The organism is Ruegeria sp. BE1 (assembly GCF_056538885.1).
Genome location: NZ_JBQFTY010000006.1, coordinates 41080 through 53685, shown reverse-complemented (window position 1 = coordinate 53685; position 12606 = coordinate 41080). Strand labels below are relative to the sequence as shown.

The following is a 12606-nucleotide window of genomic DNA, read 5'->3' as shown; positions in this document are numbered from 1 at the left end:
CTACTGCCCGCGACTCGACGGTTCCGGGACGGATGTCTTATAGGGTGCCATCTCGCCCGGTAAAAGGGCTGATTCCGCGACAATCAGCACCTTTCCGCCTTATTGATTGGGACTTTAGAAGGCAACATGCTCTCATATCAACATATTTACCATGCTGGAAACCTGGCTGATGTGCAAAAGCACGCTTTGTTGGCATGTGTGCTGGAGTATCTGACCCGAAAAGACAAGCCTTTGACGTATCTTGAGACCCACTCAGGCCGCGGGCTGTACAAGCTGGACGCGGCCGAGGCGGTTCGGACAGGCGAGGCCGAGGCGGGTATCCGGCGGGTCCAACAGGATAAGTGGTTTGCGGCAGACCACCCGCTGGGGCGCGCCATCCGCGCGGTGCAGCAAAGGCATGGCAAAGCGGCTTATCCGGGGTCACCGCTGATCGCCGCCAATTTGCTGAGAGAGCAGGACAGCCTGCATTTCGCCGAACTGCACCCGCAAGAGCATGCGGCTTTGGATTTCGCTCTCTCGCCCTTTGGCGCCAAGGTTTATAAGCAAGACGGCTATGAGCTGGCGCAGTCTTTGCTGGCCCCTACACCCCGGCGCGGCGTGATGCTGATCGACCCGAGCTATGAGGTGAAGTCGGAGTATGATCGCCTGCCCGGGATCATCGGTAAACTGCACCGCAAGTGGAATGTCGGCGTGATCGCGCTGTGGTACCCGATCCTGACGGACAACCTCCACAAACCGATGATTGCGGCACTTCAGTCTCAGAGCTTGCCGAAAACGCTGTGCCATGAGGTCAGGTTCGCACCTGTGCGAAAGGGGCACCGCATGGTTGGGTCAGGAATGTTTCTGATCAACGCGCCATTTGGTCTGGAAGACGAGGCCACACGGCTGACAGAGTTGTTCAAGACGCTTTAACTTAGCCTCCAGCACGGCCAAATACTCCCGCCGCGCTTGCCCGCATCAAAGATGCAGCCAAGCGAGTTGGGCCCGGCAGCGCGCCGCAGGCGCGCTGCCGGGCCCAAAACCTAAGAAGGGTCGGCAAAGCCGGGCCGCCGCGGGTGCGGGAGGCTTTGCCTTTTGGTTCAGGTCAGATCCTTGTAGCTGATCTCGCGCGCATCGGCACCGGGGCCTGCCTTTTCGCGGCGCACAATCAGGCGGTTCAGGGCGTGGATATAGGCTTTGGCCGAGGCCACGACAGTGTCGGTATTCGCCGACTGGCCGGTGGCGATCATGCCGTCCTCGCCCAGCCGGACGGACACCGTGGCCTGGGCATCGGTGCCCTCGGTAACCGCATGCACCTGATACAGCTGAAGACGCGCCGCGTTGGGGTAGATCGCCCGGATTGCCTTGAACGTCGCATCAACAGGTCCATCGCCATGCTCTGTGGCGGCAACGTCTTTGCCGTTCACCTCCATCTCAACCGTGGCTTCAGCCTGACCGCCTGTGCCGCAGGTGACCTTCATGGACACCAGTTGCAGGTGATCATCTTCTTCATCCAAGGTCATCAAGGCAATGAGGTCGTCGTCAAACACCTCTTTCTTGCGATCCGCCAGATCTTTGAACCGCACGAAGATATCCTTGAGTTGGTTGTCCCCGACATCAAAGCCCAGGGTTTCCAGCTTGTCACGCAGCGCTGCACGGCCCGAGTGTTTGCCCAAGGGCAGGGACGTCCCGGACAGCCCGATATCCTCGGGGCGCATGATCTCAAAGTTCTCGCGGTTCTTCAGCATGCCGTCCTGATGGATGCCGCTTTCATGGGCAAAGGCATTCTTGCCGACGATGGCTTTGTTGAATTGCACGTTAAAGCCCGACACGGTCGCCACACGGCGCGAGATATGCATGATCTTGGTGGTGTCGATACCCGTATGCCATGGCATGATGTCATTGCGGGTGCGCAGGGCCATCACGACCTCTTCCAGCGCGGTGTTGCCAGCGCGCTCACCCAGGCCGTTGATCGTGCATTCGATCTGACGGGCACCGCCTGCAACAGCGGCCAGCGAATTCGCGGTCGCCATGCCAAGGTCGTTGTGGCAGTGGGTTGCAAAGACCACCTCATCCGCGCCCGGAACCGTTTCGATCAGGCGCTTGATCAGGTCGGCGCTTTCCACCGGCGCGGTGTAGCCAACTGTATCAGGGATGTTGATCGTCGTTGCGCCCGCCTTGATCGCGATCTCGATCACGCGGCAGAGGTAATCCCATTCTGTGCGCGTTGCGTCCATCGGCGACCACTGCACGTTGTCGCACAGATTACGGGCGTGGGTGACTGTCTCGTGGATTTTCTCGGCCATCTCATCCTGTGTCAGGTTCGGAATGGCGCGGTGAAGGGGGGATGTGCCGATAAAGGTGTGAATGCGGTTCTGATCGGCATGTTTCACTGCCTCCCAACACCGGTCAATATCGGCGAAATTGGCGCGGGCCAGGCCACAGATGCGGCTGTTTTTCGAGCGCTGGGCAATCTCGGACACGGCCTTGAAGTCGCCCTCGGACGCGATGGGGAACCCGGCTTCGATGATGTCGACGCCCATTTCGTCCAGCAGCGCGGCAATCTCAAGCTTTTCTTCATGGGTCATGGTCGCGCCGGGGCTTTGTTCGCCGTCGCGCAAAGTGGTGTCAAAGATCAAGACGCGGTCTTGGTCGGTCACGTTGGTCATGGGAATCTCTTTCTTCTTCTGTCCTAAAGCCTATGGCGCGCGGGCGTCCTCCTCTGAGCGGGCGCGCCGGATGGCACGCTCAGAGGCGGATTAGGATCAGTAGGCCACGCAGCGACGCACCACACAGGGCGGTGTCGGCAAAAGGGATATCTGCGCGGTTGATCATGGAGGCAGATTTATACAGAGCCTGCCCGGATTGAAAAGACCCATTTATGGGCGAGCCGATCTTTGTGGGCTGATTTTCCGCGCTTTGTTGATCCAGCCTACCGCGCGGCTAGATTGAGCGTAATGAAAACGGCATTGATCATAGGCGCATCCGGGGGAATCGGGCACGCGGTTTCCGCGCGGTTAAGGGCGCAAACGGTAGAGGTGACCTCTCTGTCGCGATCCACAGACGGGTTTGACCTGACCGACCCGGACGGTGTTGATCGTGCGCTGGCGGCGCTGCCCGGCCCGTTCGATCTGATCTTTGTGGCCTCAGGCGCGCTTGAGATCAACGACGCCGCCCCCGAAAAGACCATTCGAACGGTGTCGGCGCAGGCGATGATGGATCAGTTCGCCCTGAACGCCGTGGGTCCGGCCCTGATCCTGAAGCATGCGTCGCGCCTGTTGCCACGGGATCAAAGGTCCGTGGTTACGGTCCTGTCGGCGCGGGTCGGGTCAATCGGGGACAATCGGCTGGGGGGCTGGATCAGCTACCGGGCCGCAAAAGCTGCGGTGAATCAGATCGTCCACACCACGGCGATTGAGCTGGCACGGACGCATAAACAGGCCATCTGCGCGGCGCTGCATCCGGGGACGGTTGCGACGGATTTCACCCGCAAATACCTTGGCCGTCACCCTGCGGTGGCGCCAGATGAGGCTGCCGGGAACCTGCTGACTGTCGTCGATCAGCTGACCCCGCAGGATACCGGAGGGTTTTTCGACTGGGCAGGTAAACCGGTGCCCTGGTAATGCCGGGCGTTTAACCGTCTGAGGTCGTGGTCTCAGACGGCGTGGCCTCGGGTGTCGCTTCGGGCTCAGTTTCCGAGGGTTCAGCAAGCGCGCCGTTTTCCCAAACGCCGGTTTCCTCTTCGCCATTGGCATAGCGCATGGTGCCGGTGCCCTGACGTTTGGCGTCAACAAAACTGCCTTCGTAGACGTCGCCGCTTGGGTAGGTTGCGATTCCGGTGCCGGTGATTTTGCCATCGGTCCACTGGCCGGAATAGCTGAAGCCGTTTGCCATGATGATCTCGCCTTGACCCTGACGCTTGCCTGCCTGGAAATCGCCGGAATAGACGGTGCCGTCAGGATAAGTGGCCATGCCTTTGCCCTGGCGCAGCCCGTCCACCCAATCGCCGTCATAGCTGTAGCCGTCAGCCGAGGTCAGAATACCCTTGCCGTGGTTTTTGGCGTTTCGGAACTGCCCCCGGTAGATGGTGCCGTTGGGATAGGTCGAAACACCCTCACCATCAATGACGCCGGCAATCCAGTCGCCTTCATAGGTTGAGCCATCAGTATAGGTGATGCGGCCCTTGCCTTCGGCGAGATCGGCCTTGAAATCGCCCACATAGATGGAACCGTCAGGGTAAATCACCTCGCCCAGACCTTCGATCAGGCCGTTGGTCCACTGACCGGTGTAAACATAGCCATCCGTGCCGGTATAGGTGCCCTGACCATGCCGCAGGTCGTCGACATAGTCGCCCTCGTAAACATCGCCATTGGCATAGGTGACCTTACCGATGCCCTGACGGCGGGCATCGACCAGCGTGCCTTCGTAGACATCTCCGTTCAGGTATGCCAGGCGCCCGGTACCGGTGATGCGATCCTCGGTCCAGTCGCCGGTATAGGTCATCCCGTCGGCAAGTGTCAGGCTGCCCTGACCGTGGCGTTGCCCGTCGCTCACGTCGCCCTCATAGACGCCGCCTTCGGCATAGGTGATCTTGCCGGTGCCCTGTTTGTTGCCGTCGACCCAATCGCCGTCATAGCTATAGCCGCTGGGGTCGGTCATTACGCCTTTGCCGTGATACCGCGCGTTCAGGAACCCGCCTTCATAGCGCGCGCCGTTGGCATAGATCGCCAGTCCGGTGCCGTTGATCGTCCCGTTGGCCCATTCACCCTCATAGCTGCCGCCATCGGCATAAATGATCTTGCCGCGCCCTTCGGGCTGGCCTTTGGCAAACATCCCCTCATAGACCGAGCCATTCACATAGCGGGCGATGCCGGTGCCCTGAATTTCGCCCTCGGCCCATTCGCCGGTGTATTCAAAGCCGTTGGGCAATCGATAGGTGCCGGTCCCGTGCCGCAGGCCATTGACGAATGTGCCTTCGTAAACGCCGCCGACCTCATCGTCCTTGGTGATCACCTGACCGTCTTGCGCGGCGACTGAGGCGGCGATCAACGCCAGCGTTGATGCGGAAATAAATGTTCGAAAAGTCTTCATAATCGTTCCTGCCTGCCAGGTCCTTAAACTTTTGGGCAAAACTAAGGTACCAGCGGGGACAGGGCAACGGGTTTTGCTGCATTTGCCTTTCACTCGCGCAATGATCTGCTAAATGGCAGTAAGACTGACGAGGGCAAGAGGGCAGCATGGCCGACCGTTTCCGTATCACTCTGGCGCAACTCAACCCCACGGTTGGGGACATCGCAGGCAATGCGGCCAAGGCATTGGCCGCGTGGGGACAGGCGCGCGAGGCCGGGGCCGATCTGGTGGCGTTCCCTGAAATGTTCATCACCGGCTACAATACGCAGGATCTGGTGATGAAACCCGCCTTTCACCGGGCGGCGATGGCTGCTGTGCAGGATCTTGCCGAACAATGTGCCGATGGCCCAGCCGTGGCAATTGGTGGCCCATGGGCCGAAGAGGGGTCTCTGTTCAACGCCTATCTGATCCTCAAAGGCGGGCGGATCAGCAGCAAGTCCCTCAAACACCACCTGCCCAACGAAACGGTTTTTGATGAGGTGCGCCTTTATGATGCGGGGCCTCTGGGCGGGCCCTATTCTGTGGGCAATACCCGCATTGGCAGCCCGATCTGCGAAGACAGCTGGCACCCGGATGTGGCGGAAACGCTTGAGGAAACCGGGGCCGAGTTTTTGCTGGTGCCCAATGGCTCGCCGTATTTTCGCAACAAATACGATGTGCGCTTGAACCACATGGTGGCACGCGTGGTCGAAACCGGCCTGCCGCTGATTTACCTCAACATGGTCGGCGGTCAGGACGATCAGGTTTTTGACGGTGCCACATTCGGTCTGAACCCGGGCGGAGAGATGGCGTTCCGGATGCCGGTCTTTGATGAGGCCGTGACGCATATCGATCTCGAACGCGAGGATGCGGGCTGGCGCATCGTGCCTGCCGAGATCGTGCCGCAGCCGGATGAGTGGGAGCAGGATTATCGCGCCATGGTCCAGTCCCTGCGCGATTACATGGGCAAAACGGGGTTCAAAAAGGCGGTGTTGGGTCTGTCGGGCGGGGTGGACTCGGCCCTTGTCGCGACAATTGCCGTTGATGCGATCGGCGCGGAAAATGTGCGCTGCGTGATGCTGCCATCGGAATATACCAGCCAGGGCTCGCTGGACGATGCCGAGGCGGTCGCGCAGGCGCTGGGCGTTCATTATGACTACGTGCCGATCTCGGACAGTCGAGCGGCCGTGACCGAAACCCTGGCCCCCTTGTTTGCGGGACGAAATGCCGATCTGACCGAAGAAAACATCCAGTCCCGCCTGCGCGGGCTATTGCTGATGGCGATCTCGAACAAGTTTGGCGAGATGCTGCTGACCACGGGCAACAAATCCGAAGTGGCCGTAGGTTACGCCACGATCTATGGCGATATGAATGGCGGCTATAACCCGATCAAGGATCTGTACAAAACGCGGGTGTTTGAAACCTGCCGATGGCGCAACGCCAATCACCGCGACTGGATGATGGGCCCCGCGGGCGAGGTGATCCGCCCGTCCGTGATCGACAAACCCCCCAGCGCCGAACTGCGCGAAGATCAGAAGGACAGCGACAGCCTGCCCGACTATCCGGTTCTGGATGCCATTCTGGACATTCTGGTCGATCAGGACGGGTCAATCGAAGAGTGTGTGGCCGCAGGTTTTGATCGCGAGGACGCGCTGCGGGTCCAGCATTTGGTATTTATCAGCGAATATAAGCGCTTTCAGTCCGCACCGGGGACGCGCCTGACCAGCCGCGCCTTTTGGCTGGATCGCAGGTACCCGATTGTGAATCGCTGGCGGGATCAGGGGTAAGCTAAAGACGTCTGGCATCTGGGCATGCTTCGTGGAAATGGAAACTGTGCGCCAATATTGAGCTCATAGTTTCCAAATTCGATCTAATATTCTGATTTTTCTGGCGATCACGACAGGGATCACTTGAAATTGAGACATTTTCTTGCCACATTTTAGCTTGATTAACGCCCCATATGGGGCAGCGTGGCCCAAGTTCATTTTCGAATGGTGACACGCTTTCGTGTTCGATGTCTGAGTTAACGATTTGGTGTTATTATGCATGAGGGATATGACAAACCTCTTCACCCGCCTCTAAGGTACAAGGCCATGGAATCCGAAGGACGGGTTCTGGACGAAGCCAAGCTGGATTCGGCAATTGCGGATCTGCTGCGCGAGGAAGAGCCCGAAGACCCCGAGCCGGTAGCCGAAGCTGCGAAAAGCCGCTCTCCGTTCCCGGACCTGCCCCAGCAATCCGAGATGGATCAAGAGGCGCAGGCAAGAGAGTCGGGCCTCTCTGCGACCCTGCGTCAGAAATGGGCAGAGCTGAGCGGCGCGGCCTGAACCAAACAGGTTTTCCGATGTGGAAGGCGCGAGGGCTTCGCGCCTTTTGGCATGTCTGCCACAAGCTTTGAAAATCATCCTCTCTGCGACACAAGACCTGTTGCCTGATCCGCCGCTTCGCGCCTTCATGGCGGTCCAAGACATGACGTAAGAGCGGTTGATGCCCGGACCCAAACCCACACCTGTTGAGCCCGATTTGCACCTGCCTAAAACCGTGGATGTTGTTGTCATTGGCGGCGGTATCATTGGCGCGTCAACGGCGTTGGAACTGGCCGAGCGTGGGGCCTCGGTTCTGTTGTGCGAAAAGGGTCAGATCGCGGCTGAGCAGAGCTCTCGGAATTGGGGGTGGGTGCGTTTGGGGATGCGCGATCCACGGGAAATCCCGCTGATGCTTGAGGCGCTGCACCTGTGGCAGGGGCTGGATCAACGCATTGGGCGCAAGACCGGCTATACCCGCGCGGGCATTCTCTTCGGAGCTTCGGGTAAACGGAGTCGGGGCCAATTGGAGCGGTGGCTACGCCATGTGGATGGCCTGCAAACTGGCGCCAAGCTGGTTTGGGGCGCTGAACTGGGCGCTATGCTGCCGGGGCATCAAGGCGATTTTGACTGCGCGCTATATATGCCGCAGGACGGGCGCGCGGAACCTCAATGGGCCGCCCCGGCCATTGCCGAAGCTGCGCGGGATCGCGGTGCCGTGCTGATGACCAATTGTGCCGTGCGCAGTGTCGATATGGGAAATAGCCGCGTTGCGGGCGTGTTTACTGAGAGGGGCCGTGTCGCCTGTGACTTTGTGGTGCTGGCCGGGGGCGCATGGTCGCGCCTTTTTGCCGGGAACGCAGGCATTGACCTGCCGCAGTTGAAAGTGCTCAACACCGTGCTGCGTACATCCCCTGTGGACGGACCGGAAACGGCCCTGTGGTCTGACGATTTCGCGATCCGCAAGCGCGCGGACGGCGGATACACCATCGCGTCAGGGCATGAAAACACGGTAGATATTGTGCCGGACAGTTTCCGCCTTGCGCGCCAATTCTTGCCCGCTTTTGCGCAGGAATGGCGATCCCTGCGGTTCCGGCTGTCAAAACGCTGGAGTGTCGAGGCGCAACAAGACAGGACATGGCTGCCGACCGACGTCACGCCATTCGAACACTGCCGCGTGTTGGACCCCGAGCCCTCGGCCAAAGCCCTGCGGCAAGCCTGGGCGGCGGCGCGCAAAGGGTTCCCCGCGCTCGAACAGACAGAGCTTGTACAAAGCTGGGCTGGGATGATCGATGTGACGCCGGATGCTGTGCCGGTGATCTCCGGCGTGGATCACATGCCGGGGATGTTCATCGCCACCGGGTTCTCGGGCCACGGGTTTGGCATAGGCCCCGCAGCGGGACGGCTGATGGCCGATTTGGTTGCCGACACCCCGCCGTGTGTTGATCCGGCCGCCTTTCGCCTGTCCCGATTCACGGATGGCTCAAAGGTGCGGCCGGACCCTGGATATTAGAGCGTTTCGGGTTTTACCTGAATCATTCTGCGACACGAATGTCCCGAGAACGCCGCAGGCGTGGCAGGGTATTCGTGTCTCAAGTAAAACCCGAAACGTTTTGGGGCTTAGCCCATCATCTGATAGCTGACCGGTACAAAGCGGAAGCCATCGCCGCGGGTTTCAACGTAACCCGCCGCCGGGAAGGGCATGTGATAGCCGATCATCGGTACCTTGTCGGCCGCCAGCATGCCCAGCACGTCACGACGCGATTGCGTGGCGGCGGCTTTGTCCATGTCAAAGCGGACCTCCCATTCGGGATGCGCGAAGGACCAGACATAGTGGTTGGCCAGATCAGCGGTCAGAACCAGACGCTGACCATTGCTTTCCAAATGATAGACCGTGTGACCCGGTGTATGACCATAAGCAGCCACTGCGGTAATGCCCGACGCGACCTCTCCGCCATCGCCGAGGAAGGTCATTTTCTCAGCCTGAGGCGTGACCTTTGCGGCAACCAGATCACCGACGCGGTTGCCGGCATCCTGAGCGGCCCAGAAATCATATTCCGGCGAAGCGGTCACGAAGCGCGCGTTGGCAAATGTTGGCGCTTCGTTTGTGGTCATGCCGCCGATATGGTCCGGGTGCATATGGGTCAGGACCACGACATCGATCTGGTCCGGCGTCACTCCGGCATCTTTCAGTGCGGCCTGAATGCCACCCTGGCCCAGACCGGTGTCAAACAGAACCAGTTCCGATCCGGTGTTGACCAGTGTGGGCGTAAAGAAGAACTGTGCCTTGTCGGCGGGGATGAAATTCTCGGCCGAGACTTTTGCGAATTCCTCGTCTGTCGCGCCGCCGCCAAAAATCTCCTGCGCGTCGTCGCGCGGCAAGCTGCCGTCCAACAGGGTGGTTACGGTGAAGTCGCCCAACTGAAAGGATTTGGCGATTGTCGAATTGGCCTTGGTCTCGGTTCCGGCGGCCAGAAGCGGTGTTGCGGCTGATGCAAATGGCAAAGCCGCCGCTGCACCCAGTGCAGCCCGGCGAGTAAGTTTTACGGACATTTTAAATCTCCCTGTGTGTGCCAGCACGAAGAAGATAGGTTGAAGATGTCAATTTGCCACCTGACGTTGCCGTGAACGGGCCTTTGGCTGGACAAAACGCCGATCCTGTGACAAGAGCCGCGCCAACAGGAGACACCTATGACAACCACCCGTTTCGCCCCGTCGCCCACCGGTTACATCCATGTGGGCAACCTGCGCACCGCCCTGATGAACTATCTGATCGCCCGCAAGGCTGGCGGCACGTTCATCCTGCGCATCGACGACACTGACCCCGAGCGGTCGAAGGAAGAATATGTCGACGCGATCAAGCAGGATCTGGAGTGGCTGGGCCTGCATTGGGACCGGGTCGAACGTCAGTCCGAGCGTTTGGACCGCTATGCTGAGGCTGCCGACAAGCTGCGTGAGATGGGTCGGTTTTACGAGGCGTTCGAGACGCCGACCGAACTGGACCTGAAGCGCAAGAAGCAGCTGAACATGGGCAAGCCGCCGGTCTATGACCGCGCCGCGCTGAACCTGTCTGAGGCTGAAAAAGAAGCCCTGCGCGCGGAACGCGGGAACGGCGTGTGGCGCTTCAAGCTGGACCATGAGCGGATCGAGTGGAATGACGGTATTCTGGGCGACATCTCGATCGATGCGGCGTCGGTGTCCGATCCGGTGCTGATCCGGGGTGATGGTCAGGTTCTTTACACGATTGCATCCGTGGTCGACGACACCGAGATGGGTGTGACGGACGTGGTGCGCGGTTCGGACCATGTGACCAACACTGCGACGCAGATTCAGATCATTCAGGCGCTGGGTGGAGCCTGCCCGCGCTTTGCCCACCATTCGTTGTTGACCGGTCCGCAGGGTGAGGCGCTGTCGAAACGTCTGGGTACGCTGGCCCTGCGCGATCTGCGCGAACAGGGCGTGCAGCCGATGGCTCTGTTAAGCCTGATGGCGCGTTTGGGGTCGTCTGATCCGGTCGAACTGCGCTCGGGCATGGCTGAGTTGATTGACGGGTTTGACATTGGCCGTTTCGGCGCGGCGCCGACCAAATTCGACGTGCAAGACCTGTTTCCGCTGACTGCAAAGCACCTGCAGTCCTTGCCACTGGCCGATGTTGCCAATGCCGTCGCAGACGCTGGTGTTCCCTCTGACTTAGCCGAGCCTTTCTGGGCCATGGCGCGTGAGAACATCACCACCCTGGCTGATCTGAAGGGCTGGTGGGAGCTGTGCCGCGATGGGGCTGAGCCGCTGATCGATGATGAGGATCAGGAATTTATCGCCGAGGCGGTGGCGCTGCTGCCCGAAGGCCCGTTTGACGGCGAGACCTGGGGGGTATGGACCAAAGCTGTGAAAGAGGCCACAGGCCGTAAGGGCAAGGGTCTGTTCATGCCGCTGCGCAAGGCGCTGACGGGGATGGAGCGGGGGCCGGAGATGGCGGCGCTACTGCCTTTGCTTCAGGTTATCCGCGCGCGCGGGTAAGGGAACGCGCCTGTGCGGCGCGTGCCTTCGGCAACCGTATTTGGAACGAGAAGAAGGGCCGGTGGTTTTGACCTCGGTCCTTTTTTACAGGGCATGGACGAGGTTTGCCGAAAGGTTTTGCAGGCGGGCGTCCACGAACGCAGTTTCGTGCGGTTTCAGCTGCTGGTGGCGCGGGTAGCGGGGCTCGGATCGGTCGTTCAGGATCGGTGCGTCCCACCCGTCGGTCGTAGCGAAGAAGCGGTGGGCGCCATCTTTGCCAAAAGCCCGCAGGTATCCCTGTACGACCACGTCAATATAGCTGAGCAGCAACGGATGGCGGTTGGTCGGGTCCGTATGGCGGCCCTGCGGGACGGAGTAGACGGCGATTTCCACATTGTGGGTGAGGGGATGCGTTACCGATTGGGTGGCGGGAACGCGGTCATAGGCCCATTCGCGTTCGTCCAGCGCGGCCCAGTCGTTTTTGGGCACATGCGCGATCATGCCCTCGATCTGGGAGTCCGGGTCCGGGATTGCGGTCAGGAAGGCAACGGGGCGCAGATCGGTATGCCGCCAGGCGCGCCGCCAGCCTTTTAACTTTGCCGGGTGCGGATCGGGGAAGTCGTGGGTCGACAGGTTCACGAGGCTGCCATAGCCAAAGAAATAAGGGTCTGCCACCGGCCGTGTGTCCTTTTGAAAGCGATTGATGTATGTCAAACCGCTTTTTTCGCGGACATGCAATAAGGTCTCACGTTGAAGTCAGGGAGGCCATGATGCGGATTACCAAACGGACGAATATTGCAGTACGCTTGTTGATGTATTGTGCGGCGCACCAGGACAGGTTGGTGACAAAGGCCGAGATTGCGGATGTGTGCAACATCTCTGAAAACCATCTGGCACAGGTGATCAACCAGCTTAGCCAGCTCGATTTCCTGAGCACACAGCGGGGTCGCAACGGCGGAATGCAACTGGCGCGACCGGCAGAGGACATTCGGATCGGGTCGGTGTTTCGCCATATTGAGGGCAACCTGCCAATTGCCGAGTGTTTTGCCGATGCTGACAACACCTGCCCGCTGACGGATGCCTGTCGTCTGCGTCTGGCGCTGCGGGACGCGGCTGAAGTGTTTTATGCCTCGCTGGATGAGATCACGCTGGATGCGCTGGTTTGCGACAACGACCGGCTGCTGCAAATCCTGCAACCGGTCGCCTGCGTGCGCTGATC

Annotated in this window: 11 protein-coding genes; 7 read left to right on the top strand and 4 right to left on the bottom strand. The window is 60.0% G+C overall.

From position 1 onward, the window contains the following. Positions 1-126: 126 nt before the first annotated feature. Positions 127-912, top strand: coding sequence for a 23S rRNA (adenine(2030)-N(6))-methyltransferase RlmJ (locus ACR0J5_RS16650; protein ID WP_480655342.1), 786 nt, complete (start codon positions 127-129; stop codon positions 910-912). A 167-nt stretch (positions 913-1079) separates the two neighbouring features. Here the strand turns inward: ACR0J5_RS16650 and ACR0J5_RS16645 are convergent, their stop codons facing one another. Beyond that, positions 1080-2648 (bottom strand): 2-isopropylmalate synthase, encoded by a 1569-nt coding sequence (locus tag ACR0J5_RS16645; protein WP_480655340.1) that lies wholly within the window; start codon positions 2646-2648, stop codon positions 1080-1082. A 288-nt stretch (positions 2649-2936) separates the two neighbouring features. Between ACR0J5_RS16645 and ACR0J5_RS16640 the strand changes: the two genes are divergently transcribed. Further along, positions 2937-3602, top strand: a complete 666-nt coding sequence (locus ACR0J5_RS16640; RefSeq protein WP_480655339.1) for an SDR family NAD(P)-dependent oxidoreductase — start codon at positions 2937-2939, stop codon at positions 3600-3602. A gap of 10 nt (positions 3603-3612) precedes the next feature. Here ACR0J5_RS16640 and ACR0J5_RS16635 read toward each other — a convergent pair whose 3' ends face one another. Beyond that, on the bottom strand, positions 3613-5070 hold the full coding sequence (locus tag ACR0J5_RS16635; RefSeq protein WP_480655337.1) for an MORN repeat-containing protein: 1458 nt from the start codon (positions 5068-5070) through the stop codon (positions 3613-3615). A gap of 146 nt (positions 5071-5216) precedes the next feature. On the opposite strand from ACR0J5_RS16635, the gene ACR0J5_RS16630 reads away from it, so the two are divergent. The 3 genes from ACR0J5_RS16630 to ACR0J5_RS16620 all read left to right on the top strand — a co-directional run bounded on the left by ACR0J5_RS16630 (position 5217) and on the right by ACR0J5_RS16620 (position 8904). Beyond that, the gene (locus tag ACR0J5_RS16630) at positions 5217-6875 is read left to right on the top strand and encodes an NAD+ synthase (protein WP_480655335.1); all 1659 of its coding nucleotides are present in this window, start codon (positions 5217-5219) and stop codon (positions 6873-6875) included. A 306-nt stretch (positions 6876-7181) separates the two neighbouring features. After that, a complete protein-coding gene (locus ACR0J5_RS16625; protein ID WP_480655334.1) occupies positions 7182-7415 on the top strand; it encodes a hypothetical protein in 234 nt (77 codons plus the stop codon). Positions 7416-7575: 160 nt separating this feature from the next. Further along, positions 7576-8904 (top strand): NAD(P)/FAD-dependent oxidoreductase, encoded by a 1329-nt coding sequence (locus ACR0J5_RS16620; protein WP_480655332.1) that lies wholly within the window; start codon positions 7576-7578, stop codon positions 8902-8904. A gap of 107 nt (positions 8905-9011) precedes the next feature. Here ACR0J5_RS16620 and ACR0J5_RS16615 read toward each other — a convergent pair whose 3' ends face one another. Continuing rightward, positions 9012-9944 (bottom strand): MBL fold metallo-hydrolase, encoded by a 933-nt coding sequence (locus ACR0J5_RS16615; protein ID WP_480655330.1) that lies wholly within the window; start codon positions 9942-9944, stop codon positions 9012-9014. Between the two features lie 138 nt (positions 9945-10082). Between ACR0J5_RS16615 and gltX the strand changes: the two genes are divergently transcribed. Next, positions 10083-11408: a glutamate--tRNA ligase gene (gltX, locus tag ACR0J5_RS16610; protein ID WP_480655328.1), complete on the top strand. Its 1326-nt coding sequence runs from the start codon at positions 10083-10085 to the stop codon at positions 11406-11408. 84 nt (positions 11409-11492) lie between these two features. Here the strand turns inward: gltX and ACR0J5_RS16605 are convergent, their stop codons facing one another. Next, positions 11493-12062, bottom strand: coding sequence for a gamma-glutamylcyclotransferase family protein (locus ACR0J5_RS16605; protein ID WP_480655326.1), 570 nt, complete (start codon positions 12060-12062; stop codon positions 11493-11495). 95 nt (positions 12063-12157) lie between these two features. Between ACR0J5_RS16605 and ACR0J5_RS16600 the strand changes: the two genes are divergently transcribed. Further along, the gene (locus ACR0J5_RS16600) at positions 12158-12604 is read left to right on the top strand and encodes an RrF2 family transcriptional regulator (RefSeq protein ID WP_480655324.1); all 447 of its coding nucleotides are present in this window, start codon (positions 12158-12160) and stop codon (positions 12602-12604) included. Positions 12605-12606 lie beyond the last annotated feature (2 nt).